The sequence below is a fragment of the Qingshengfaniella alkalisoli genome, assembly GCF_007855645.1.
GTDB classification, from domain to species: domain Bacteria; phylum Pseudomonadota; class Alphaproteobacteria; order Rhodobacterales; family Rhodobacteraceae; genus Qingshengfaniella; species Qingshengfaniella alkalisoli.
The window spans coordinates 377,989-403,482 of the sequence record NZ_CP042262.1; the positions used below are offsets into that span (position 1 = coordinate 377,989).

The following is a 25,494-nucleotide window of genomic DNA, read 5'->3' on the forward strand; positions in this document are numbered from 1 at the left end:
CCACGAACCTGCAGCCGATGGTAGTGGACAGCTAGGGCGGCGCGTTTTCGGAATGGGATGACGACGCAGTTGCGTGTGGCGGGGTGTAGGGACATAAACCTTTGCAAGCCACCCGGCGACGGACCATTTTCGCGAATTCTTGTCCGAAGTGCTCCTCCCAAGCTCGCACTATCTGATGCGACAGACTTATCTGAGGTCACACCAAGAATAACTGGTGGCGCAGGGCATACCCCATTATAGTAAATTTAAATAAATGGGAGGATTTAATATCATATGCTGACTTTGCGGCATTATGAACTCTTGATCGTTCTGGCGGAAGAGCTCCATTTCGGGCGTGCATCCGAACGCCTGCATATTTCCCAACCCCAGCTGACGCTTCAACTGAAGCAAATGGAAGAACTCATCGGTACAACGCTGTTCGAACGCAACCGACGAAAGGTAACGCTGGCGGCTGCCGGAGAACTGCTGTTGCCCGAAGCGCGTGCGGTGCTGCGACATGCCGCACGCGCAGAAGACGTCGCCATTCGCGCCGGGAAAGGCATGATCGGCGAGCTTCGGATCGGATATATCGGGGCAGCGGCGTATAACGGCGTTCTCACGAAACTGGTTCGCAGCTACCGGGATAAAACTCCCGACACGCAACTGACCCTTTCGATCATGGATCTGGACCGACAGGTCCCGGAGGTCGCGGCAGGAAATCTCGACGCGGGAATCGTGCGTTTGCCATATCCGGATCTGCCCGACAACATCTCTGTGCGTACCCTGTGTCAGGAACGTCTCATGCTTGCCCTGTCCGAAGAGCACAAGCTGGCGTTGTCAGACGCCCCCATAAATCTGTCGTCGCTGGAGGATGAATTCTTTGTGGCGACACATTTGCCGCCGAATACGGGCTTCTCGGCCGCCATGCATCGAGCGTGCGCTGTAGCGGGGATCAGTCCGAACATCGTTCACCGATCGCCCCAATTTGCGTCAATCATTAGCCTCGTCGCGGCACGGATGGGCATTGCGATAGTCCCGGAAGCCATACAGCACCTTTGCATCAAGGGCGTCGTGTACCGTCCGCTGGCCGATGTCGACGTGACAGCGAATATTTCACTGGTTCATCAATCCGGCCCTGTGGGCCCGGCGCTTGAACTTTTCCTTTCATGTCTGGACGAGACGACTTTTGACGGAGGCCACATTTGAGGCACGAAGACTTCACGAGCATCAACGGAATCTATCACGGCTATCGCGCGCCCCAAGACGGGGCTCCGACGCTGGTTTTCGCCAACTCGCTGGGAACCGACCTGCGGGTCTGGGACCGCGTGGTCGCCGAATTACCGGAAGGCTGGGGGATTCTGCGGCAGGACAAGCGGGGCCATGGGCTGAGCCAGGACACTGCGGCTGCGCTGAGCATCGAGACAATGACGGACGATGTCGAGGCATTGCTCGATTATTACGGGATTGGGCATTTCACCGGTGTTGGCTTATCCGTGGGCGGTCTGATCATGCAGCGGCTTGCGCTGCGGCGTGCGGGCACCATGACGCACCTTGTATTGTCCGATACGGCCGCGAAGATCGGATCTCCGGAGATTTGGAACCCACGTATCGAGACGGTCCTCGCCAGCGGCATCCAAGCGATCAGCGACGCAATCCTGGCCCGGTGGTTCGCGCCTGGTTACGACGCCAAGGAAGACTTTTCCATGTGGCGCCTGATGTTGGAGCGGACCCCGGCGCAAGGCTATGCCGATGTTTGCGCGGCCATTCGGGACGCAGACTACACTGCCGAGCTGAAGCAGATTCAACAGCCGACTCTTGTCCTGTGCGGCTCTGATGATTGTTCCACACCGCCCGAACTGGTGAAGGCGACCGCAGACGGCATTTCCAACGCAAGTTTCGTAACGATTGCAGACGCCGGGCATCTTCCCTGTGTTGAGCAGCCCAGCCACTTCACGACGCTGTTGCGTGATCACGTCGCCAAATAGGGAAGAAATTTCACATCAGCGGAAAGGTTGCCCATCGGGCGGCCTTTCCGCGTTTGGATTTACCCGACGGTTACGCCACCACAAACGAACAAGGTCTGCCCGGTGACGAACCCGGCATCGGGCGCGCAGAAAAACGAGACAGCGTTCGCGACGTCGTCTCCTGTGCCAAGACGCTTGACGGGTACACGCTCGATGATTTCCTGCGTGCGCGGCGCGTCTGGCGGATTGTTATTCCAAAAAGCATCCGTGGCAATCGGTCCGGGTGCAACGCAGTTTACGGTAATGCCATGTGCGCCCAGTTCCAGCGCCCATGTCCGTGCCATGGATTGCGCGGCCCCCTTGGTTGCGGAATAGAGCGAACGCAGTTCCTTGCCCTTCGTCACGCGGCTGGTGTTCATCACGATCCGACCACCATTTTGTGCCTTCATGATCGGCAGGAACGTCTGTGCACAGATGATCGATGGTCTGAAATTCACGTTCATCAGCCGGTCGACATCTGACACGTCGACGTCTTCCAAGGCAGCCGGCGCAACGATCCCGACATTATTGACAAGACAGGTGACCGGCTCCACCGCCGCCAGATTTTTGCAGACCGCGCGAAGTTCCGCTGCGTCACTCAGATCGACTTGCTCAAAGCGATCCACCTCGCAATCAGGTTCGTCAATGTCCAGCACGATGGTCCGGAAGCCGTCGGCGCGCAATCTGGTGGCAATCGCGGCGCCTATGCCGTGGCTGCCGCCAGTGACGACCGCGGCCTGCCGGACGAATGCAGTCACTGATCTCCCTCGTGGATCGACGAAGGGTGCCGGTTGAGCGGCGTGATCTTCATTTCCATGTATGGATAAAGCGGCAACCCGGTCAGAACTTCGTGGAGATGCTCGTTGTCCCGGCAGTCGAAGATGCTGATGTTCTCGTACTGCCCGGTCACCCGCCACAGATGTCGCCACACACCGCTGCGCTGCAGATCCTGCGAGTACGCCTTTTCGCGCGCCTTGATCCCGGTCGCCGTCGTCTCGTCCATATCTTTCGGCAGCTTCACCGTCATGCTGATGTGGTAGAGCATTTAACCCTCGTTCAATGTGTTGCGTCTATCCAGATAGGCCTTGCGCCAGCGGGTCACGACAACGCGTGCAAAGAGGTTCCCTTTGAAGAAGGGATCCTGCTCAATGAATGATTGAGCCTGAGCGCGTCCATTTACGTCAAGCAGGTAAAGCCCGCCGCTTGCGCCCTCCCCTTCGTCGTCGAGCTTGGCCCCGCAAGCCAGAAGAAGCGACTTGTTCGCCTCAAGGTAATCAAGATGTTCCGGGCGAAGCTGGCTGCGCAATTCTGCGCAGCCCGGTTTGTCAAAGGTTTCAATCATCCAGGGCATTTGTCTATTCCTATGCAGTCAGAAAGCCCCAGATGGCGATGGTCGACAGGAACACGGCCCCAAGATAAAACAGGATCACCACCATGTAGCCCATCAGGTGTTTCAGTTTCAGACCGGAGATGGCCAGAGCGGGCAGCAGCCAGAATGGTTGCACCATGTTGGTCCACTGGTCGCCGATCTGTACAGCCAGTGCGGTCGCCGGAATGGATGCCCCGAGCCGCGCCGCAGCGTCCATCATGATCGGTCCCTGAATGACCCACTGGCCACCGCCGGACGGCACGAAGATGTTGATCAGACCCGCCGAGAAGAAGGATGAAATCGGCAGCGTTTCAGCACTCGAGATCGATACGAACCAGTTCGAAAAGGTGACGATCAGTCCGGATCCGGCGAGAATCGCCAGTATCCCTGCGTAGAACGGGTACTGGATAATGATCCCGCTGACGACCTTAACGCCATCCTGAACTGCGGCCAGAAAGCGGCTGGGCGTCACGAACAATGTCATGCCCAGGAACAGGAAGAGCAGGTTCACGAAGTTCAGCGTGATGCCCCCGCCATCGACCAGGTAAAGTACGGCATAGAACAGGCCGAACAGCCCCATACCAAGTCCGAGGACCGGCGAATGGTTCAGACGTTCGGCGAACGTGCGTTCTTCCGAATTGGTCTGGGCAATTGGCGTTTCCGGCTCAGGGTGTGCTTCGATGATACTTTCTGCCGATTTCGGGTGCAGCATCGCGTTGAAGAACGGCAGCGTCACCAGAAGAATCAGGTTCATCGTGATGACGTATGGTGAAAATATCGTGTCAGCGAGCGGGATGATACCGATGGTATCTTCCATGAAATGCCCCGGCGTGTTCAGCAACAGCGGCACCGATCCTGACAGGCCGACACCGTACACCGCGAAACCTGAGTATCCTGCTGCGATAACCAGCGGGTAGTGCAGGCCGGGCACCTTGCGGCCCAGCTTCTGCGCGATCAGTGTACCGATCACCAGGCCGAACCCCCAGTTCAACCAGCTGCCAACCCCGCCAAACAAGGTTGCGGCAATGACCGCGGCGCGCGGTGTCGTGATGCCTGCGACGACTTTGTCCATCAGCTTGTCGACCGCCGGTGTGCGCGCGAGAATATATCCTGCCAGCAAGATAACGGTCATCTGCATGGTGAAGGCCAGCAGGTTCCAGAAGCCATCGCCCCAGTATCGGCTGACCTCGATGAATCCGACACCTTGCGACAGCATCGCGAAAACCGCAGTCAACGCAGTCAGAATGATTGCCACGACCAATGGGTCCGGCATGTACCGGTTAACGATACGCGTGAAAAATTCGGCCAGTGCTTTCAACAGTTCCTCCCATGGGGCCTCCCGCCCCGCTTTGAGTCAAACTAATTGGCATTGCTGATCACTGATCTCGGGTTATAATGTCAACAGATAAATATGGAGGAGCACGCATGGAGCGCATCGTTGTCATCGGCGCCGGAACCATGGGGCTGCGCATTTGCAGACATTTCATTCGCGCCTCGCACCCGGTGGCATTGGTCGATCCTTCGGCAGAAGCTTTGGAAAAGGCGCAGGAATTTTTCTCCGGCACCCATCATGGACCCAGCCTGCACTCATCCTTGCAGGATCTTCCGCAGCACTGGCGCGACGCAGGCATAATCATCGAAGCCGTGCCCGAGAATCTAGACCTCAAGCGTAGGATCATTGCCGATCTCGAGCTGTATTTCGACGAATCCACAACCATCGCATCGAACACGTCAGGCCTGAGAACGGCCGAGCTTACGGCCGGGATGATCTACCCGGACAGGTTTGTCATCACGCATTTCTTTAACCCGGCCGATCTGATCCCTGCAGTGGAAGTTGTCCCTTCCGATGCCACCAGCACCGAGACCGTGGAACGTATCACCCGCATCTTGGAGACATCGGGCAAGAAGGTCGCGCGCCTGGCAGCGGACATTCCGGGTTTCATCGCCAACCGGCTTCAGCACGCGATGCTGCGCGAATGTTTTCACCTGATCGATTCCGGTGTAGCGGACGCTGAAACCATTGATATCGTGACGCAATATTCACTGGGCGTGCGGCTGGCGCTCATCGGTCCGCTGCTACAACGCGATCTGAACGGACTTGATATTCATCTGAATATCGCAAGGTATCTCTATCCGGATCTAGACGCACACCAGGAACCTGCGACGTGCCTTGTAAAGAAGGTCGATAACGGGGACCTGGGGCGCAAGACCGGGCGCGGTTTCTATGAATGGGACGATGCGCAGCGAGAGAAAATCGAACGGATCGAGCATCTCCTGCCGACATTGGTGAACATGGCGTCCCTCTCGCAGGACGGTGAGAACGAAACAAATGAGGAGAATTCGCCATGCCAGAATGGGTAAACCGCCCGGAAGGGTCGAACTGGGGTGACTTCGGGGCCGACGATCAGCTCGGCACGCTGAACTACATCGGAGCGGAACAACGACGTGCCGCGGCTGACGAGATCCGGGAAGGGCTCAGTTTCTGCCTGTCGCTTCCTCTTGATCTTCCCGGAAAGGTCGTGCTGAACCCGCGCCGCAAGCCGCCGCGCCTTGCGCCGACCTATCTTGGCGACACACCCTATATCAACTATCCGCTCAGCAACACGGACCCGGTTCTGAAAGACGTTCTGAGCGATGACCAGGTGGTGCTTTCGACGCAGTATTCAACGCAATGGGACTCCCTTGCCCATGTCGGGGCACTTTTCGACGCGGATGGCGACGGTGTTCCCGAGCGGTGCTATTACAACGGGCATCGCGCAGAGGTAGACGTGCTCGGTGCCGAACCCAACAGTCAGCATGCGTCCTTTGCCAAGCGCTTGTCCGCATCCGAAATGGCAAAATCGCCCATACAAGGACGCGCCGTTCTCGTCGATTTCGTTCGGCATTTCGGCACCGATCGCGTCATCATTGGCCGCAAAGAGCTTGAGGAGGTCATCGCCGCACAGAGGCTCGAAATTCGCGAGGGTGACATCCTCATGCTGCGTTCGGGGTACGCGGAAGCCTTGTGGGATATGCAAGATGACCCGGATGCTGACCGTCTGGGCCAAACAGGCGCAGTACTGGACGGAACCGATACCGCGCTGCACCAATGGATCACCGATAGCAGGATCGCGGCTATCGCCGCTGACAACTACGCCGTCGAGAACCCGAACGCCGATCCACATGCCTGCTGCTTGCGCTTGCCCCTGCACCATCATTGCCTGTTCAAGCTCGGGATGCCCTTGGCAGAGCTATGGTATTTCAGGGAGCTCGCCGAAGCCTTGGCCCGGAACAACAGAAGCGCCGTGTTTCTTACCGCGCCCGCACTCTATTTGCGGGGATCGATAGGCTCGCCGGTCACTCCGGTGGCGACGATCTAGGCCGTCACACAAGCAGCACAGCTTGTCGGGTCAGATAGATCGCCAACAAGTTGTCAGGTTAACTCGCCGAGGTCGGCGTAAAGTGGACATGCCAGTGCGTGCGGCGCACGAGAAGGCATTACGCGCAACGGCGGATCGTATCCATAAAAACGATCCGCTGCCTCCAAGATGGCCGAGCATTTCTCTCGGCATGTTAACCTTCAATCTGGCTCAAACGTAGCTTCATGCAGGCCAAACTGACTGCAACTTCTCACCTGACAATAGCCGATCTCTTGCGGCGGCCTCATTTGCGCCTAAAGCTTCTGCCGCATCTGCGACGGCCTTCGCATGCTCCTTGGGGATCACGACGACACCATCGACATCTGCAAAAACAATGTCTCCTGGTTTGATTGTGGTCTCGCCAATCTTAATAGGCACCTGTGAATATTTGGGTTCTTTCTTTCCTGTGACGCCGACGGGACTTGGGTGCGTGCCAAAAAGTGGATAACCCAATTCGCGAACCTGTGGCAGATCACGAACGGTCCCGTTCACGACTGTGCCGGCAAGCCCCTTCACTTTTGCGCCCGTGGACATCAGCTCACCGGAACAGGCACCATCCGCACAGGATGCATCAACGACCATGATGCCGCCTTCCGGTGCATTGTCGATTGCATGGTGGTAGACGTCCTGAGGCTCGCCTTTCCGGTCACTCGGCTCAAAAAGCACAGTTACTGCTGGCCCGCAGATCACGTCACCATCTTTCAGCTTTCCAAATAAGGATATGCCCGGCAGATGCCCCCATAGCCCGAGACCCTCCATGCTGTCGTGGATATCCCCGGAGTACCATTTGCTGAGCCGTTTGATCGTGTCCCAGTCGGTATCGGAATAGTCGAATTTAGGATCCATCAGGATTTTCCTCATTGCGTGCGTTCAGGATAGCAACATGCAGATAGCCGCTGCTGTTTTCGATATGCCTGCGCATGACAGATCGTGCGTGATCAGGATCGCCGGCATGAATAGCGGTGAAAATTTCTTTGTGCTCTGCGTAAGCCTCCTCGAGAGACTTGACCGGAACACGACTGGTAACACGGATAACTTCCGTGATCAGATTGTGTAAATTGTCGTAGAGTACCGCGAGAATATCGTTTCCCGTGGATTTCACCAACGCCAGATGAAAGGCCGCATCATGGGTGGTGAACGAAGTGAAGTCTTCATTCCTCGCCGCGTCATGCATTGCCTCCAGGGACCGGCTCACATCCAAAGCGACCGGTGCCGAGTTTCCGGCAAGTATCCCGGCAACTTCGACTTCGATCATCCGCCGGACATCCATCAACTGCACCAGATAATCTCTATCTTTGGCGAAAAGCTGTCGAACTGTGGTGGTCAATGTGCCAAGAAACTCACCAACGTCATTGCGAACGACTCTGGTCCGTTCACCATGACGCCTTTGGAGCAGACCCTTGGTTTCGAGGATCTGGATGGCCTCCCGCACAGATCGGGTACTCACGCCATATTCTTTGGCAATCTCACTCTCGGACGGCAGTCTCTCCCCTATAGCGATCTCACCAGATAGTATCCTTCCCTCAAGGTCGTCGGAAACAAACTGACGTAGGTTTTCGCGTGGAATAGCACGTGCCGTCCGAGGTTCTACCATGCTGTGAAGCCTCCATCACACACAACGTTTGATCCCGTCATATAAGACGAAGCATCTGACGCAAGAAAGCGGATGACGCCGTTGAACTCGTCGATCTCTGCCTGACGACGCATTGGCACACGATCAAGGAACGCATCGATGAATTCCTTATCGAACGTGGCTGTCTTTACGCCACCACAGGTAATGACGTTGGATCGGACGTTCTTCTCGGCCCAGTAGGTTGCAAGGTACCGGCTCATGTTCAGAAGGCCGGACTTTGACGCCGCGTAGGAGATCGCTTTCACAAACGGCTCGCCGTCGCGCTCCAGACGATATGCATAGAGCGCCTGATTAGGAGACACCATTCCATACATCGACCCGACATGAATGATCGATCCGCGCCTCTCTTCGGCCATTTTTGTTCCGACCACCTGACTGGTCAGCATCACACCGGTCATGTTCGTTTTGATGATGTCGTCCCAGAATTCCTGCGGATAGTCTTCGAAAGGCGCATTCTGAGATGCAGGACCATCCGGCTTGGAGTCGATCCCTGCGTTATTGATGAGGATATGCGGCACACCCCAATCCTTGATGAGTTGATCGGTAGCCGCTTGAAGCTGATCCTTCTCGGTCACGCTCGCTTCGTAAACACGGATATTCTTTGCAGCCTCACCGAACTTTTCTTTCGTTTGCTCTTCAGAAAACGGACGACGACTGTAGATCGCCACTTTTGCGCCGGCTTCGGCGAGCGAGGTGCTGAACTGGGTGCCAAGCTGTCCTAAGCCTCCGGTCACAATCGCGATTTTGCCTTCGACGCTGAACGGATCTTTCATTTCTTGGCCTCGTAGTTTTCAGGATATGTGATTGATGAGGATTTCTGCTTGCTACTGCGTCGAATGACCCGCAGCAGTGGCAGCAAGAGTATTGTGCAGACAATGACACCTAAGACGGCAGCGATAGGCCTGCTGAAGAAGCCCAGTAGATTGCCGTCGGCAATCTGCATGGACATGATAAAGTTTCGTTCAAGAACCGGTCCCAGAACCAGCCCCAGGATGATGGGTGCAATCGGGAAGTCGTTCTCTTCGAGTATGTAACCCGCAAGACCTGCAACCAGCATAATTCCAATGCCGAAAACTGTGTTATTGATCGCGTATGATCCAAGAATGCAGCAGATCAGGATAACTGGAACGACAAATGAACGCGGGACCGACAGGATGTGCCTCGCTCCCTTGATGGCAACGTAGCCGATGACAAGAAGCAGCAAGTTCGCCAGGAAGAACGTCAGGATAATGGCTGTCGGCATAGCCGGGTTTTCCACGAACAGCCGTGGCCCCGGATTCAAGCCCTTCATAAACAGAACGCCTACGGCTATCGCTGTCACGGCATCTCCGGGAATGCCGAAGACAAGTGCCGGTATCCAAGCGCTCGATAGACCCGCATTGTTTGACGAACTGGCCTCGATGAGACCCTCTTCATGTCCCTTGCCAAACTTCTCCGGCGTCTTCGAGAACCGCAGGCTCATGCCATAGGCGATCCACGCGGCTACATCACCACCAACACCGGGCAAAGCGCCTACGCTGGTGCCAAGAGACGCGCCGCGAATAAAGCTTAGAGGATACTTCTTGAGCAGCTTCCCCATGCCATGAAACGGACGAACCGATGATGTATCCGGGACCGGCGGAAAAGCCGCATTCGCCGAGAACCCGCGAAGAACTTCTGCAAAAGCAAACATACCAATCATTACGGGGATGAAGCTGACACCACCCATGAGTTCAACGGATCCGAACGTGAACCTAGGCTGACCGCTTGTGATATCTAGCCCAACTGTCGCAATAAGAAGGCCTATCAGGAGTGATACAAATCCCTTCGCGGGATCCTTGCTACTAACCATAGCCGAGGTCATCAGGCCGAGCATGGCAAGCCAGAAAAACTCGAAGCTAGAGAAGTTCAGGGCAATCTTCGCAAGCAGTGGGCCAACGATCAGGAGAACCACCGCCCCTGTCAGGCCGCCTAAAGCAGAGAAAAATATACCTATGCTCAGTGCGGTTTCTGCTCGCCCGCTCATCGTCATCGCATACGCTTCATCGACATACGCTGCAGATGCAGGCGTGCCCGGAATTCTCAGCAACGCGCCAGGAATATCGCCCGCCGTGATTGCCATTGCCGTCGTTGCAACAATCAATGAAATGGCGGGCACCGGATCGAGATAAAATGTCAGCGGCACAAGAAGTGCGGTTGCCATGGTTGCTGTCAGACCCGGGACGGCACCGATAAACAACCCGTAGACAGCGCCGCCCAATATGGCGAGTAGCACGGGCATCTGAAAAACTATGCCAAACGCCTCAATTAGTGCAGATGAACTCATTGGATCACCAGGGAAGTGGAAGCAGGCCGGATGGGAGCGGCACGAAAAGTATATTTGTGAACACGTAGTGCAGTCCCAGCACCGTGGTCGCGGCCACAATCGCAGCCGGTACCGGACGGGCTTTCATCAAGAGCATGAGCGGAAACACATATATGACGGCCAGTAGCGGAAATCCGATCGGCTGCAGGAACAGAATGGATAGCAGCGCTCCCATCAAGGTCCATATGGCCGCGATGATCCCCCGTCCCTGGTTATTCCACGCAGAGAAATCGACAAGAGGCATGCCATCCGCAGGTTTCATGAATGCGGAAAGGGCAATCTTTATGCCCAGCCCCGAGAAACAGATCCCGATAATCGTGGGCATCAGTCCGGGGCCAAATGTTGACCCCGGAACTTTGGGAAGATGTCGCGCCTCGTAGATCACTGCAGCCCCCAAAAGGACAATCGCAATACCAAACAGGCGGTTATCTATGCGCATGACGGGCGTCGGCTATTCTTGCGCCAGGCCGACGGCCTTCATCGCATCAACGAGGTTGGAGCGTGAGTCACTCACTGTTTTCGTGAATGTCTCCGAATCCTGATAGGCGACGGAGAACCCACGTGAATCCATAAACTCATTGAATTCGGGATCTTCTGTAATTGCTTTCAACTCGCTCGAAAGTATTGCGACGACTTCTTCAGGAAGATCTGCTGGACCAGCGAGTCCACGAAACGGAAGGGGCGACCAGGAAATGTCAAACAGTTCATTCGTTGTCGGCAGTTCCGGATATGCTTCAGAACGTTCGCCAGATAGCAAAGCCAGTGTCTTGGCCTCACCTGCCTCGACAAGCGAACGTGCCTCAGCTGGTGATGTCGACACAACATCAATAGCGCCCGCTGCAAGTTGTTGCATTGCCGGCGCGGACCCGTCAGACGCCACCCATGGGCTAGCCTCAGGATCAATATCCAACGTGTTTAGCAATCCTGCCCAAGCCAGGTGTGACAGACCGCCTCGGTTTGCACCGGAAGCTTTGATATCACCCGGGCTGGCCTTCACGGCATCAACAAGATCGTTGGCGGTTTCAAAAGGCGCATCCGCACGGACATTGATGCCAATTGGATCAGCGTTAAAGCGCCCGATAAGTGTGAAGTTCTCCGGTGCTGCACCTGGTATGCCTTGGGCATCATACATCGTGGTTTCGATGGTAATGACACCCAGCGTGTAGCCGTCATTTGCCGAGTTCGCGATGGTGATGTGACCGACAAGACCACCCCCACCTGTCCGGTTGACCACATTGAAGGGTTGTCCGAGACGCTCTTCAAGTTCCGCTGCTACCGCACGCGCTGTCGCATCGGTTCCCCCACCGGCTGACCAAGGCACAATAATTGTGACCGGGCGTTCCGGCCACTCAGCCATTGCGGCACCAGCGGTGCCCGCTAGCGCCGCCAGAGCGGCCGAGACTGCTATCGTAGTCTTCTTCATCATTTTCCTCCCTATTCGAACCAGAGCGGCTCGAATCTCCCAAGACGTGGCACACACTTACCTCATGACTTATGTCATATGTCAAGCTTGTAAAAGGAGCGGCAACCAAAGTTCCGTTGTACTCGCTGGCGTTGCCAGATTGCTGAAGACTGATTGATGCAGCATTTTCAGGAGTATACGTAGGAGCCGCTTGTCTGATGCAGTTGACGATCTTCTATGAGCATCGTGCCGCTGTGACCTGCTTGAACGTATAATTTACAAACAGTCTTGACTGTTTGTCTTTGTCTTACTCATAGTCAACGCACCAAAACAACAAGGAGGTAACCATGAAACTCAAACTGACCGCAGGTTGTGCAGTATTAACCGGCCTGATCAGCGGAGCCGCATTCGCCGAAACAACATTTACCGCAAACTCGTTCTATGCAGCGGAGCACCCGCACTCAAAATACGGCTATGTCGAATGGGCCGAGATGGTTCAGGATCTGTCGGACGGTGATCTCGTGCCAGAGGTTTACACCGGTACGGTTTTGCTCGCCCCGCGCGCCAATCTTCAAGGCATTCGTGACAACGTTGTTCAGGTCGCCCACCACGCCGCAGTCTACACCCCGTCCGAGATGCCTGTCGCGAACACCGTACAGGAACTTGGCTTCAACTACTCTGACCCCCTGACGATGATCTTCGCATCGACTGATTTCAGCATGAACAATGAGGCACAACTTCAGGAATGGCAGGATACAGGTGTCGTCTATCTGGGTTCATATGCCACCCCGCCCTACATCCTGTTCTGTCGTGAGCCCGTTCGCACACTGGATGAATTCAAGGGCAAGCGCATTCGAACAGCCGGATCCAGCGTCTCTCAATGGGTCGAACAGGCCGGCGGCATCCCCGTCAACGTTCCTTCGAGCGAAATGTATACGGGGCTTGAACGCGGCACACTCGATTGTGCGTCAAACGCCGCCAACGACCTGATCGACCGCTCCTTGTGGGAGGTGGCCGAACACACGACGCTTTTGTCGACGGGCATGTATTGGACCGGCCCGCAATGGGGCTACAACCCCGGCTTCTGGTCGGACCTGACCACCGAACAGCGCAAAATCCTGATGCAGGCGACTGCACAGGCCATGTCGCACATGATCGTGGAATATCTGGGCGCTGCTGAATCCAGCCTCGAAGAAGCCAAGGCCAAGGGCAACAATGTCTATGAGCCGGGCGACGACCTGAAGGCGTCCGCCGATGACTATCGCGCGAATTCCGTGGACACGGCCTATACGACAGCTGCCGAAACCTACGGCCTCGATAATGGCAAAGAAATCATCGACGACTTCATCGCCACCTATGAAAAATGGGAAGACCTGTTGGCCGATGTGGACCGCAACGATCCGGACGCGCTCGCGCAGATTGCCATAGATGAAATCTACGGCAAGATCGACGCTGCGACCTACGGCGTTCAGTAAGGGTTGGCGGGGGTCATGATGGCCCCCCCATACGCCATGATCCGGAGCGGACCAATGCCAGCGCACAATAGACGAACCCAAGCAGAACGCAGCCTGGAAACCACCACCAGTATTCTGGAGGCAACCCTGTCCTGCATCCTGGACAAGGGCTTGATCAACACATCCACGACCGAGGTAGCCAGACGGGCGGGCGTCTCTCGCGGTGCACTCCTGCACCACTATCCGGTCAAGGAGGCGCTGATGGCCGAAGCCCTCAGAATGCTCCTGCACCGCGAAATCGCCGCGGCCGATGACCGCGCCAAATCCGTCGTCGAGGAAAACATCGACGTGGACCAGTTCATCGACTTCGTGTGGGAACGCTTTTCCGGCGATCTCTACATGGTGTCGATGGAATTCGTGAATGCATCACGCACCGACCCGAAAATTCGCGAAGCCCTGATCCCGGTCGCGACAGAATTCAACGAGGCCTATGGCCGGGTTTGGGAACGTGTCACCGGCTCGGGCGATGATCCCGAAACACGGATGCGCCAAAAGATCGAGATCACCGCAATAATGTGCCTCGCAAGGGGCATGGCGACACAAACCATCTGGCGCGAGGAACCGGAATTGTTCCGCGAAACGATCGACTACTGGAAACGGTTGCTGAAGCTCGCGCGCGATGCACGCGACAAGGGACTGAACATATGACCCAAACCCGAGACACAGACGAAGACGAAGATGTCGGCGCCCTCGACACGGGTATTCGCCTGTTGAACAAGGGCTTCGTGATCTGTGCCGCCGTCGCGCTGATTCTGATGATGCTTCACGTCACGCTTGACGTGGCCGCGCGGGCAACGGGCACCGTCAATCTGATCGGCACTCTGGAAATCGTTTCCTATTACTACATGATCCTGCTGGTCATGCTGCCCATGGGCTACGTGGAGCTGAAGCACGAACACATCCGCGTGGACCTGTTCGTTCAGATGATGCCCAACTGGCTTCAATTCGCGCTCTATTTGCTCAGTTGTCTCCTCGGGCTGATCTTCTTCGGAATGATGCTTCGGCAAAGCATCCTCGATGCGTGGACCTCCACCACGCGGCAGGAAACGATTATGTCGAACTTCATCTTCTACATCTGGCCCAGCCGTTGGGCGCTGCCTTTGGGATTTGCCGGCATCCTGCTTGCCGTTCTTGCAAACCTGCTGAAGGCCATCCGCTACAGAAAGGCTCTGTAACGTGGACAACACGACCGTCGGCATCATTGCCGTAGCCGTTACCCTCATCCTGATCGCCCTGCGCATGCCTATCGGCGTGGTGCTGGGCCTTGTCTCGATCGTGGGGATCGCCGAAATCACCAATATGCGCGTCGCCTGGGGCGTCGTTTCCGCCACGCCCTATGACTTCATCGGGCAATGGGAACTCACAGCCGCGCCCATGTTCCTGTTCATGGGGTATCTCGCCACCGAAGGGAAACTGACGAGCGGGCTGTTTTCGGCCCTGCGCCTGTTTCTCGCACGTCTGCCGGGCGGGTTGGCCATTTCCAGTGTCGGGGCCTGCACCTTCTTTGCCGCAGCGTCCGGCTCGAGCGTAGCGACGGCTGCCGCAATGTCGCGCATCGCCGTCCCCGAGATGCTGAAGAACAACTACGACAAGGGGCTGGCCACCGGAACCATCGCCGCATCGGGCACGCTGGGTTCGCTCATCCCGCCCAGCGTTCTGCTGATCCTTTACGGGGTCTATGCGCAGGTGTCGGTGGGTCAGCTTTTCATGGCAGGCTTCATTCCGGGGCTCGTCTCGGCGCTGCTTTACGTCATGATGATCATGATGCGGGTGAAGGCCAACCCGTCCCTTGCGGGCGATGTGCAGATCAACGCGACACGCGCTGAAAAGATCCAAGCGCTCAAGGAGATATGGCCGCTCCCGACGCTGATCCTGCTGGTCCTTGGCGGAATTTTCTCGGGCGTGTTTTCCCCGACCGAGGCCGGCGCGCTTGGCGCATTCTTCGCCGCCTGCATTGCCGCGATCCGCAAGACACTGACGCGCGCCGCGCTGAAAACAGCGATCCTGAGCACCCTACAAAGCACGGCCTCGATCTTTCTGATCCTGATCGGGTCGGTTCTCTTCACCCGGTTCCTCGCGCTGTCCCAATTGCCCATGGCTTTCTCCGACATGGTGCTGTCCGTCAGCGAAAGCCAATGGTGGATTCTCTTTGCCGTTGCCGTGATCTACCTTGTGCTGGGGATGCTGATCGATTCCATCGGCTTGCTGCTGCTGACACTGCCGATGATCCTGCCGCTGGTCGAAGGCGCGGGCATCAACGCGGTGTGGTTCGGCATCATCGTCATCAAGCTGCTCGAGGTCGGTCTGGTCACGCCCCCCATCGGGTTGAATGTCTATGTGATCAAGGGCGCGCTCGGAAACCTCGTTACCCTACCCGAGGTCTTCAAGGGCGTCACATGGTTCATCGTCATGGATTTCGTGGCGCTCGTGCTGATCATCCTGATCCCCGCAATGTCGCTCTGGTTGCCGTCGCTTCTGTACAACTGAAGCACGGACGCTCCCCTACTCAAACACCAACAAGGATAAACCAATGTCCATGAAGATCATCCGCAACGCACGCATCGTCGACGGTTCCACCGACCGGGCATCCGACCCCAAGGACATCGTGATCGAAAACGGCCGTTTCCGGGAAGTCGCGGACAAGGTCACAATCACCGCCGAAACCGAAATCGACGCCGCAGGGCACCACGTGCTTCCGGGCCTCATTGACTGTCATGTCCATGTGATCGCCACCGACGCCAATCTGGGCGCAAATGCCGAGGTCCAGAATTCCCTTCTCGCTTATCGCGCGATGGGGCTGATGAAGAACATGATCATGCGTGGCTTTACCACCGTTCGCGATCTGGGCGGCGCGGATCAGGGGATCGTCGATGCGATCGAAGAACGCCTGATTACCGCGCCACGCCTGGTGATCTGCGGCAAGGCACTGTCCCAGACCGGCGGGCACACCGATTATCGCGGACGCTACAATCCCCGCAGCGTCGAATTCTACCGCGGGCAGATTGGCGCGATGGGCCGCGTCGTCGACGGCGTAGACGATGTGCGCCGCGCTTGTCGCGAAGAAATCAAAGCGGGCGCGACCTTCATCAAGGTCATGGCCAATGGCGGCGTCTCTTCTCCCACCGACCCCATCGGCTTCCTCGGCTTTTCCATGGCCGAACTCGAAGCCGCCGTCGAAGAAGCACGCAATGCCGAAACCTATGTCTCGGGCCACCTCTATACCGATGAGGCGATCAACCGTGCGCTTGATGCGGGGTTCTATTCCATCGAACACGCAAATCTGATCAAGCGCGAGACCGTCAAGCGCGTTGTCGAGGCGGGCGCCGCCGTCATCCCCACCAACATCACCTACGAACTGCTGGCCAAGGATGGGGCACGCTTCGGCTTGCCACCCGAATCCGTCGAAAAGGTCTCGGTCGTTCTGGACGCAGGCATAGAGGCCCTGACCATGCTCCACGAAGAAGGCGCGCTGATGGGATACGGCTCCGACCTGCTGGGCGGTATGCAGCCGCACCAATCGGGCGAATTCGAACTGCGCGGCCGCCATATCCCTGCCCACGACGTCATCCGCTCCGCCACGCTCGACGCAGCCAAGGTGATGCGGATGGACGGCCAGATCGGTGCTATCAAGGAAGGCGCTTTTGCCGATCTGATCTTCGTCGACGGAAACCCGTTGGATGACCTGACCCTTCTTGCTGATCAGGGTGCGCATATGCCTGTGATCATGAAGGATGGTGCGTTGGTGAAGAACAGCCTCTGACGACGCGCACATCGGGGCAAGGTGTCACGTTAACTCCAGGGCGCGAAGGGACACCGTCGTGTAGATCGAGACCGCGACATCCAGCCGCCAGCCATTGGTGAGCATGATCTCGACCTTGTCCTCGACCGCAGACGTCTCGGTCACCGTCGATGCGGCCGGGCCAGCGCCGCCTAGTAACCCCTCTCGCTATTTCTACGCCACTGCGGCTGTAGAGAGCGAGAGAACCCGTATCGACGTGCCGTCACCGATGGAGCCCTATTCAACGATGCGGGCTTCTCCGCATCCGTGCGATCCCGAAATCCCCCATCTCGTCTGCAGAGAGCACTTCAAAGTCCGAAGTGGCCTCAGGGCATGCGATACCAGAACGAAGATGACTTGCGTGAAGCTTTTGGGGCAGAGCCACGTGGCACGCGACTTTGATCGTCAGGTCGCTGAACTCCAGGTCTGCGCTGCTGTGCTGAACGGCTACACCTCGCTTGGCATCCCTGTCGCCAAGTCAGCAGGATAGGTCCGTCTGGAGAAAGGGAGGTCGGATAACACCTTCTTTGTGCAACAGTGCTACCCCGAGCCATCCGAGGAGCCACAGACTGGCCCGGTCGGGCTTATGGATACGGAACGCTCCGGATATTCATGACCCTGCGATCCAACAATCCAACACATAGGCAGCCACAGCGGTGTGTCTTGGGTGAGTATCGAAAGGTCTCTTGATGGCCTTCGGAACGAGCCGGTACTTCAGTCCACACAGGGCAGACCTGCTTCCGACTTTTGCGAACATGGTGCTCCGCGAAATCTTGCCGGGCTTGTCGCAACTGCGACATCCGATAAATCACGATCAGCATCAGGTCTCAAAAACCTACGCTACGCGGAATTCGGATTAGATTAAGTAACTTAACCGCCCCCCAGAACGTCTGTCCCGTTCCAGGGGGCCCAAGTTTTACCATCGGTGTCGCAAGGTGGCTGATATCGATCGGCTTGGGCTGTAGTAGTTGGCCGTGCCAGATCCAACAACGTGCTGTTCATCAAGCAGGTTGCTGACATTGATGGCGAGATCCGTGTCGTCCATAATCTGGTACGTCAAAGCAGCGTCAAACGTCGTGGTCGCATCGCTCTTCGACGTATTTGCTGCGTTGAAGTAATACGATCCAATATAACGCGCACCAAGGCCAAAGGTCATGTCACCTCGCGCTTCGTTACCCGGTACGGTGTAGTTGACCCATAGAGAGGCAATGTGGTTCGGTGTTGACGCGAACTGATTGCCCTCGATTTCTGTACCATCACGAAGGGCCGCCGCGCGAACGACCTCTGAATCGAGATAGGAGTAGGACCCGATTACGCTGAGGTTTTCGGACAGCTCGGCCTTACCTTCCAGATCTATACCACGGACACGGGATTCACCGACAGTTTCACGTTCGATCCGACCGTCGCTCTGAACCACTGCAATGGTAACGTCTCTCTTGGTCAGATCGTAAATCGACGCCGAGAACAGGGCGTTATAGCCGAGCGGTTCATATTTGACGCCAAGCTCATACTGCTCACCACGTTCCGGATCTACACCAATGGAGGGCGGTGCGACCGATTCCACATAGCTGGCGTAGGTCGAGATCTCGTCAGTAACCTTGTACGTTAACGCTCCACGGAACGAGGTTTCCGAGAAGTCGTCACTGTCATCGAATGCAGCACCGTAAGTTTGACCTTTGCTAGCCAATTCCATCCAGTCATGGCGGACCCCAAGCGTAGCGATGAACCGGTCATCGAAGGAAACGTTTTGCTGCAGAAAAACCGATTGGGTCGAGTAGTCGTTTTTGCGCTCCTGATAGGCATCCAGATTATCTGGCTTGCCGCTATAAACCGGGTTAGCCACATCAATAGATGCTGCGGGTCCGTAATAGGACGTGTCCTCGGTCGATGCATTTCGGTATTCCAGCCCGAGAAGGGTACTGCTGTCGAAACGGTCGAAACTGGTGTCGTATTGCAGTATAGCGTTGCCGATCAGCTCTTCGGCTGAGCTATCGGTGCCGAAGTAATAGCGGTCCAGAACGGTGCCGGTGCGCCCTTCGAAATCATACAGATACACATAACCAAAATCATCTGTCAGGTCGCTGTAACGCGCGTTTGCGCGGAAGATCAGACCCGTGCCAAAATCATGAGTGAACAGCGCCGAAACACTCGTGCGTTCCACATCGTGATAGTTGAAGTCGGGCTCGCCGAAGAAGTCGCTGCGGTCGTATTCCTTGTCGAGCGGGTAGCCGCCACTGTTGGGCGTACCCTCGCGGTTGAGGTGGTCGACGATCACGCTCAATGAGGTGTAGTCCGTCGGCTCCCACGTCACACCGCCCATCAGGAAGGTTTCGTCGTCCTGCGAATGGTCGTATTCCAGATCGCTTTGCTGCAACTTCGCGGTGAAGCGGTAGGCCAGCGTTTGCTCGGCATTCAACGTATCACCGAAATCAACGCCCAGTTCGGCATGATCAAAAGATCCGTAGGACAAATACCCTTCGGAAAAGGTTTCGAACTTCGGCTGTTTGCTCACAAAGTTCACCGATCCACCCGGGTCTGCCGTACCGAACAAGGTAGAGTTCGAGCCACGGATCACTTCGATGCGCTCATAGGCAAAGGGTTCTTCCCGCACGCCGCGCATCGATCCCAGTGTCATCCCGTCACGGTAGGTTGTCGCCTGGAAACCGCGGATCAGGAAATAGTCATTCCGGTCATCGCTGCCATAGTAATCGGTGATGATGCCTGGCGAATATTGCAGGACTTCCTCAAGGGTTTCGGCGTCACGCTCTTCGATTTCCTTTTCCGTGACGACGGAAACAGATGCGGGCGTATCGAGAATACTTGTTGCGACTTTGCCGCCGACCCAGAGTTCCTTTGCCACCACCGAGTTCACGTCGTCATCTGCTTCGCCCTGAACCGAGATGATGATCGGAGCAAGACGGAAGGGTTCGTCGCTCGTTTCGGCACTCTGGGCGTGCAGGCCCGTTGGCACGGCGACAAGTGCCGTACAGCCAAGAAGCATGGCCAGCGATGCAGAACGGGTGCGAGAGCCGTTCAGGATGTTGAATGTGTCGGATGACATGGGAAACCTTTGCCTAGTCATTTAATCAGGTTTGTTCCCTGCCGATAACGGTCATGTGAGCCGCAGACAAGCCTGTACTGACAAAATTAGTCAAGATTTACCAAGGCAGGCTGCTGAACGCTTTCAAAATGGGCACCCGTGTTCATGCGACCCTAAGCCATCCGATGTCGGCCTATCGGCAATATCATCGGCTTGCCCGATGTCGGATCGGATATTATGCGGCTTGGCATTCCGAAGACGCTTTCTATCGTGGCTTCAGTTAATACGTCTTCAGCTTTGCCGAAACTGTGTAGGCGGCCATCGGACATCGCGACCAGATGATCGGCATAGCGTGCAGCGAGGTTCAGGTCGTGTAACACCATCACGATCGTTGTCCCACGATCGCGGTTCATATCGACGAGCAGGTCCAGCACCTCCACTTGATGGCTGACATCCAGAAACGTCGTGGGCTCGTCGAGAAGCAGCAATTCGGTCTCCTGTGCCAAAGCCATCGCGATCCATACCCGTTGGCGTTGCCCACCTGACAACTCGTCGACAGGACGCTCGGAAAGATCGACGGTTCCAGTTGCTTCCAATGCTTTGGCCACTGCTATGTCGTCTTCACGGGTCCACCGCGACAAAAGCCCATGATGTGGGTGGCGTCCGCGGCTGACGAGATCGGCGACGGTAATCCCTTCCGGCGCAATCGGGGACTGTGGCAGCAAGCCAAGCGTTCGTGCTAGTTCGCGGCTTGGCATTCGATGGATGTCATTCCCATCCAGCATAACGTGTCCCGTTGACGCCGGCAGCAGCCGCGACATCGCCCGCAGCAATGTTGATTTTCCGCATCCGTTTGCACCGACAATGGCTGTAATCGCCCCCGGGGGGACAGCGAGGTGTAGATCGCTAAGAATGGTACTGTCGCCATATCCTGCGGAAAGATTTTCTGTGGAAAGGCTGTGTGCGACGGTCATATCGATGCTCCCGCACGGTTAACCCGCACGATTAGATAGATCAGGTACGGTGCGCCAAGCGCGCCGGTCACAACACCCACGGGATAGCGAGCTGGCAGTAAGAATTGCCCTGCATAGTCACCAGCCAACACGAGTACTGCCCCCACCAGTGCGGCGGGTATCAGGACAGAGCCATTCTGCCCGACCATTCGGGCCGCGATGGGCCCAGACAGAAAAGCCACAAATGCGATGGGGCCGGTTACAGCTGTGGCCACTGCGATCATCGTGACGGCCGAAACAATCACGATAATTCGGGTTCGCGCGACGCCCACGCCCAAAGCGGCTGCCGTGTCATCGCCAAGGCGGAGCGCATCCAGATCACGCGACCGGCTCAGCAATAATCCACCGCCAACCGCCAACGCAAGTAGCAGCGGCAGCGCCTGATCCAGCTGTGCGCCGTTTACGCTACCGGTCAGCCAGCGCATTGCATCCTGCAGATCCCAAGAAGGTGCCTGCGATAGCGTGTAGGCGATGAAGCTTTCGACCATCGCTGATACCCCGATCCCGACAAGGATCAGCCGTGTCCCCGCGACGCCATTCTTGGACGCCAGGCCATAAACGAGCATGGCAACCCCCAACCCGGCGACCACGGCGAAGACAGATACGGTCGCACCATCAAGTTGCAGAACCACGATTGCGAAGACCGCTGCGGCACTGGCACCGGAGCTGATCCCGATGATATCGGGACTTGCCAGCGGATTGCGGAGCATGATCTGAAACGCAACCCCACCCAGCCCGAAGCATGCACCCGCAAGGCAGGATAGGACGGCGCGGGGCAAACGCAGTTGGCCGACAGTAAAGCTCGCGCCGGGCACATCCTGTCCCATCAGGACACGAATTACGTCAGAAGGAGACGTAAACGACTGCCCCAGAAGAAGCGTCAGGACGAAGGCCGCAAACATGACCGCAACCAGTGCGGTGATCACCACCCGCCGTTTTCCTGAGCGTCGAAGGCGGCTGGCGGCAACCTTGTCGACCGCCATCATCGGAGCGGATGACATGCGGTTCATAGCTCCCGCACCCGCTGACGCCTGACGATCCAGATGAAGACTGGCGCTCCGACGAACGCAGTGACTATGCCCACATCCAGCTCACTTGGGCGTGCGATGATGCGCCCGACAATATCAGCCATCAACAGCAAACCCGCGCCGGTCAGCGCTGAAAACGGCAAGAGCCAGCGGTGATCAACACCTACGAGCAGGCGACAAACATGGGGCACGACCAACCCAACGAAGCCAATGGGTCCACAGACAGCCGTCGTCGCTCCGCAGAGAAGGATCGCTCCAAGCGCGGCCATAGCACGTGCCAGCGCAACATTCTCGCCCATTCCCGTGGCCAACTCGTCTCCAAGTGCCAAGGCGTTCAATTTGCGCGCCGACAACAGGCTAATGAAGAAACCAATCAACAGGAAGGGCCAGACGAGTTGGATGGACTCGAAGGTCGCACCACCGACCCCGCCGATCTGCCAAGTGCGAATACCGCCAGCGATGTCGTTGCGCGGCAAGACTATGGCGAGAATAAGTGATGAGAATGCCACCGATGTTGCGGCTCCGGCCAAAGCGAGTTTCAGTGGTGTAGCCCCGCTTCGTCCAAGCGAACCAATGGCGTAGACAAAGATGGCCGTCGCGCCCGCGCCGACCACGGCGGCCCAGACATAGGATTGAGCGCCTGCCATCCCGAACCATGCGACCCCGATCACGACCGCGAGCGCCGCTCCCATGTTGACGCCAAGAATACCCGGATCGGCCAGTGGATTGCGTGTAACCCCTTGCATGATTGCGCCTGAAAGTCCGAGCGCCGCACCTGCAATCGCCGCCAGGAGAGTTCTGGGGATGCGCTTTGCCACAGCGGCTTGCCCGATCGTTTCCAGATTGCCGGAAAGCCCCGCCCAAATATCACCCCAAGGAACCGTGCGCGTGCCGATCGCGACCGACATCAGGCCAAGAGCGGCAACAACCACGAACGTCAGGAAATAACAACAGATGCGGGAATGCCACCATCGCATCGTTGATGTGGTTACCATCGGTGTCATTCAACTTTTCGGGCGGCCTCGGCCAGGAGCCCCACATACTCATCCAGCACCCACGGGATGGACAGGGGCGTGGGATTGGCTGCTGTCCCGACCGGGTTGCTACCCAGCAAGACAACGGCTCCATTCACGATGGCGGGCATATGGGATGTCAGAGGATCGGCTTGTAGCGGTGTTAACAGAGATTCACCGCCATAGGTGACAAAGATGTCGACATCACTGAATACATCTATCAGTTCCGCGCTGATCTCGCCCGAATATTTTCCACTCACGCTGGCCTCGACAACGCTGCGCGGTGACGCCAGTCCAAGGTCATGGAAGAACTTCACCCGCGTATCATTCTCCGTGTAGAATCGTACAAGGCTGAGATCCGTCGCATCCAGATGGGTGATGAACATTGCGGTCTTGTTGCTTAGTTCAGGGTGCGCTTGCACGGTCCCGGCGATATCTGCTTCAATCTGCGCTATCAGCGCTTCGCCCTCCGCCGACATGCCCATGCCCGCACTGTTGAGCCGGATCATGTCACGCCAATCGGTTCCCCATGCCGCGTCCGGAAAGGCGATCACGGGGGCGATCATGCTAAGGGTCTCGTAATCCGCCCTGCTCAGACCGGAATAGGCCGCAAGGATGACATCCGGCGCCGTCGCTGCGACTGATTCAAAGTCGATACCATCGCCTTCATCAAACAGCACCGGCACCTCTGCCCCCAGTTCGTCAAGCTTGTCACTGACCCAGGGCAGTACTCCGTCTCCATTGTCGTCACCAAAGTTTGCCGCAGCAAATCCTACAGGAACGACACCAAGTGCCAATGGCACCTCGTGGTTCGCCCATGCCACGGTTGCAATGCGCTCCGGTTCGCTTTCGATCGTGGAGCTGCCATATGCGTGCTCGATAACAACGGGGAATCTCCCGGTTGCATCATCGGCTGAAGCCATATTTGCTGAGGCAAACAAGGCTGCAATCGTCAGAGAAATCGCTATGCTCTGGAGTCTTAACATCATGCGGCGCATATCCCGATAATTTAGGTCGCCTTTTCATTTTATATCCAGCGCGTCAAGGCAATTGTCGGCAACCAAACCGGACAAGATCGGCCTTCACTGGCCTGTAGGTTTTGCATGCGCAACAAGGCGCGTGTGGAATTGTCTCGACAAGAGCCATCAGCTTATGAGTGTTTTCTGCTCTACCGATCCGGTTGTCCTGATTGCACCAGTTTCCTCCGGTTCAGAAAATCCTCGACTCCGAAGCAATAACAACCGCCAACCAACCATTACTCTTGGTTTGGTCAAGCCTGTCGAAGAGCGTATCGCGTCTACAGGCGGATCCGATTCTGCCGCCTGCCTGACACGGTAAAGCTAACCGACCGAGTGCACAATTTATGCCGCGTCCCGTCATTTAGGCGACCTCGACCTGTGCGATTTCGCGCCACATCTTCATGGCATCACCACGGCGGTCACTGAATTCGGCAGACGTTATGTTGAAACGTGGCCGGTGAACCATGTTTCACGATTTGTTCATCGGTAGAAACAAGACGCCGCAAGTGTTGTGGCGACTTGAAGCGCTTCATGATCTTCTCGCGCAGTCGAATGGGTTGTGAGCGTTCTCGCCCCGGTTGTTCAAACCTCGGTGTGAGCGGTGTTCGACACCCGGCATGACCTGACTCTTCGCTGCCCCGCATAATCTCCGTTTGTCGGTGATCATCTGATCATCACGCGTGGCATCTGACCTTGCTGCTTCAACAGCTTGCCCATGAGCCCAAGCGCAGCGCACTGGTCACGCCTGCTTTGAACCAGCGCATCCAGAACGAAGCACTCCTGCTCGACAGCCCGCTACAGCCAGCGATCGAGATCGCCACTTCGTCCAGATGCCATTTGTCGCCAAGCCGACCAGCCGATGATTGGGCCTAGTGGTATAACCGCGATTATCGCGGTTCCAGCCGATTGAAGTTTCCTCAAGGACATATCTACAGTCAGCCGGGTAGGCTCAATCAGCTAA

24 protein-coding genes and 2 pseudogenes are annotated in these 25,494 nt (G+C 56.8%); 10 read left to right on the top strand and 16 right to left on the bottom strand.

The genetic code is table 11. The features are described from left to right. The first annotated feature begins 273 nt into the window (after positions 1–273). Complete coding sequence (locus FPZ52_RS13175) at positions 274–1,185, top strand: LysR substrate-binding domain-containing protein (RefSeq protein WP_146366049.1); 912 nt, start codon at positions 274–276, stop codon at positions 1,183–1,185. Continuing rightward, a complete protein-coding gene (gene pcaD, locus FPZ52_RS13180; protein ID WP_240804453.1) occupies positions 1,182–1,964 on the top strand; it encodes a 3-oxoadipate enol-lactonase in 783 nt (260 codons plus the stop codon). Before FPZ52_RS13175 ends, pcaD begins: the two co-directional genes overlap by 4 nt. A 59-nt stretch (positions 1,965–2,023) precedes the next feature. Here the strand turns inward: pcaD and FPZ52_RS13185 are convergent, their stop codons facing one another. From FPZ52_RS13185 to FPZ52_RS13200, 4 genes are read right to left on the bottom strand one after another with little or no spacing between them, the layout of a single operon-like run. Then, on the bottom strand, positions 2,024–2,740 hold the full coding sequence (locus FPZ52_RS13185; protein WP_146366050.1) for an SDR family NAD(P)-dependent oxidoreductase: 717 nt from the start codon (positions 2,738–2,740) through the stop codon (positions 2,024–2,026). Then, positions 2,737–3,027, bottom strand: coding sequence for a muconolactone Delta-isomerase (gene catC, locus FPZ52_RS13190; RefSeq protein WP_146366051.1), 291 nt, complete (start codon positions 3,025–3,027; stop codon positions 2,737–2,739). Before catC ends, FPZ52_RS13185 begins: the two co-directional genes overlap by 4 nt. Further along, entirely contained in the window at positions 3,028–3,333 is a 306-nt protein-coding gene (locus FPZ52_RS13195; RefSeq protein WP_146366052.1) for a YciI family protein, read from the bottom strand. A 10-nt stretch (positions 3,334–3,343) separates the two neighbouring features. Then, the gene (locus FPZ52_RS13200) at positions 3,344–4,669 is read right to left on the bottom strand and encodes a short-chain fatty acid transporter (protein ID WP_146366053.1); all 1,326 of its coding nucleotides are present in this window, start codon (positions 4,667–4,669) and stop codon (positions 3,344–3,346) included. A 107-nt stretch (positions 4,670–4,776) separates the two neighbouring features. Here FPZ52_RS13200 and FPZ52_RS13205 point away from each other — a divergent pair, with 107 nt between their 5' ends. Further along, the gene (locus FPZ52_RS13205) at positions 4,777–5,712 is read left to right on the top strand and encodes a 3-hydroxyacyl-CoA dehydrogenase NAD-binding domain-containing protein (protein ID WP_146366054.1); all 936 of its coding nucleotides are present in this window, start codon (positions 4,777–4,779) and stop codon (positions 5,710–5,712) included. Next, a complete protein-coding gene (locus FPZ52_RS13210) occupies positions 5,697–6,710 on the top strand; it encodes a cyclase family protein (RefSeq protein ID WP_146366055.1) in 1,014 nt (337 codons plus the stop codon). The genes FPZ52_RS13205 and FPZ52_RS13210 overlap by 16 nt, the downstream gene beginning before the upstream one ends. Positions 6,711–6,932: 222 nt before the next feature. Here the strand turns inward: FPZ52_RS13210 and FPZ52_RS13215 are convergent, their stop codons facing one another. The 6 genes from FPZ52_RS13215 to FPZ52_RS13240 are packed head-to-tail and all read right to left on the bottom strand — an operon-like array spanning position 6,933 to position 12,149. Further along, the gene (locus FPZ52_RS13215; protein ID WP_168201356.1) at positions 6,933–7,595 is read right to left on the bottom strand and encodes an RraA family protein; all 663 of its coding nucleotides are present in this window, start codon (positions 7,593–7,595) and stop codon (positions 6,933–6,935) included. Next, positions 7,585–8,343, bottom strand: coding sequence for a FadR/GntR family transcriptional regulator (locus tag FPZ52_RS13220; RefSeq protein WP_146366057.1), 759 nt, complete (start codon positions 8,341–8,343; stop codon positions 7,585–7,587). Before FPZ52_RS13220 ends, FPZ52_RS13215 begins: the two co-directional genes overlap by 11 nt. Then, positions 8,337–9,155, bottom strand: a complete 819-nt coding sequence (locus FPZ52_RS13225) for an SDR family oxidoreductase (protein WP_146366058.1) — start codon at positions 9,153–9,155, stop codon at positions 8,337–8,339. Before FPZ52_RS13225 ends, FPZ52_RS13220 begins: the two co-directional genes overlap by 7 nt. Then, the gene (locus FPZ52_RS13230; RefSeq protein WP_146366059.1) at positions 9,152–10,687 is read right to left on the bottom strand and encodes a tripartite tricarboxylate transporter permease; all 1,536 of its coding nucleotides are present in this window, start codon (positions 10,685–10,687) and stop codon (positions 9,152–9,154) included. Before FPZ52_RS13230 ends, FPZ52_RS13225 begins: the two co-directional genes overlap by 4 nt. A gap of 4 nt (positions 10,688–10,691) precedes the next feature. Next, positions 10,692–11,165 carry a tripartite tricarboxylate transporter TctB family protein gene (locus FPZ52_RS13235; RefSeq protein WP_146366060.1) on the bottom strand — a complete coding sequence of 158 codons (474 nt, stop codon included), beginning with the start codon at positions 11,163–11,165 and terminating at the stop codon, positions 10,692–10,694. A gap of 12 nt (positions 11,166–11,177) precedes the next feature. Then, on the bottom strand, positions 11,178–12,149 hold the full coding sequence (locus FPZ52_RS13240; RefSeq protein ID WP_205758631.1) for a tripartite tricarboxylate transporter substrate binding protein: 972 nt from the start codon (positions 12,147–12,149) through the stop codon (positions 11,178–11,180). Between the two features lie 326 nt (positions 12,150–12,475). Between FPZ52_RS13240 and FPZ52_RS13245 the strand changes: the two genes are divergently transcribed. From FPZ52_RS13245 to FPZ52_RS13270, 6 genes and pseudogenes are all read left to right on the top strand, one after another. Continuing rightward, positions 12,476–13,603 carry a C4-dicarboxylate TRAP transporter substrate-binding protein gene (locus tag FPZ52_RS13245; RefSeq protein ID WP_146366062.1) on the top strand — a complete coding sequence of 376 codons (1,128 nt, stop codon included), beginning with the start codon at positions 12,476–12,478 and terminating at the stop codon, positions 13,601–13,603. A gap of 54 nt (positions 13,604–13,657) precedes the next feature. Then, positions 13,658–14,290, top strand: coding sequence for a TetR/AcrR family transcriptional regulator (locus tag FPZ52_RS13250; protein WP_168201357.1), 633 nt, complete (start codon positions 13,658–13,660; stop codon positions 14,288–14,290). Then, on the top strand, positions 14,287–14,817 hold the full coding sequence (locus FPZ52_RS13255; protein ID WP_146366064.1) for a TRAP transporter small permease: 531 nt from the start codon (positions 14,287–14,289) through the stop codon (positions 14,815–14,817). Before FPZ52_RS13250 ends, FPZ52_RS13255 begins: the two co-directional genes overlap by 4 nt. A gap of 1 nt (position 14,818) precedes the next feature. Further along, the gene (locus FPZ52_RS13260; RefSeq protein ID WP_146366065.1) at positions 14,819–16,129 is read left to right on the top strand and encodes a TRAP transporter large permease; all 1,311 of its coding nucleotides are present in this window, start codon (positions 14,819–14,821) and stop codon (positions 16,127–16,129) included. A 43-nt stretch (positions 16,130–16,172) separates the two neighbouring features. After that, the gene (locus FPZ52_RS13265) at positions 16,173–17,402 is read left to right on the top strand and encodes a metal-dependent hydrolase family protein (protein WP_146366066.1); all 1,230 of its coding nucleotides are present in this window, start codon (positions 16,173–16,175) and stop codon (positions 17,400–17,402) included. 361 nt (positions 17,403–17,763) lie between these two features. Further along, a pseudogene (locus tag FPZ52_RS13270) lies at positions 17,764–17,910 on the top strand (IS5/IS1182 family transposase); the annotation flags it as partial. Positions 17,911–18,336: 426 nt separating this feature from the next. Here the strand turns inward: FPZ52_RS13270 and FPZ52_RS13275 are convergent. The 6 genes and pseudogenes from FPZ52_RS13275 to FPZ52_RS19610 all read right to left on the bottom strand — a co-directional run. Then, positions 18,337–20,481 (bottom strand): TonB-dependent siderophore receptor, encoded by a 2,145-nt coding sequence (locus FPZ52_RS13275; RefSeq protein ID WP_146366067.1) that lies wholly within the window; start codon positions 20,479–20,481, stop codon positions 18,337–18,339. A gap of 152 nt (positions 20,482–20,633) precedes the next feature. After that, complete coding sequence (locus tag FPZ52_RS13280) at positions 20,634–21,434, bottom strand: ABC transporter ATP-binding protein (RefSeq protein ID WP_146366068.1); 801 nt, start codon at positions 21,432–21,434, stop codon at positions 20,634–20,636. Next, positions 21,431–22,474, bottom strand: coding sequence for a FecCD family ABC transporter permease (locus FPZ52_RS13285; RefSeq protein ID WP_420851714.1), 1,044 nt, complete (start codon positions 22,472–22,474; stop codon positions 21,431–21,433). Before FPZ52_RS13285 ends, FPZ52_RS13280 begins: the two co-directional genes overlap by 4 nt. 5 nt (positions 22,475–22,479) lie before the next feature. Continuing rightward, complete coding sequence (locus FPZ52_RS13290) at positions 22,480–23,409, bottom strand: FecCD family ABC transporter permease (RefSeq protein ID WP_420851721.1); 930 nt, start codon at positions 23,407–23,409, stop codon at positions 22,480–22,482. A 92-nt stretch (positions 23,410–23,501) separates the two neighbouring features. After that, complete coding sequence (locus FPZ52_RS13295; RefSeq protein WP_146366141.1) at positions 23,502–24,500, bottom strand: iron-siderophore ABC transporter substrate-binding protein; 999 nt, start codon at positions 24,498–24,500, stop codon at positions 23,502–23,504. A gap of 394 nt (positions 24,501–24,894) precedes the next feature. Further along, positions 24,895–25,393: pseudogene (locus tag FPZ52_RS19610) on the bottom strand (DDE-type integrase/transposase/recombinase); the annotation flags it as partial. Between the last annotated feature and the right edge of the window lie 101 nt (positions 25,394–25,494).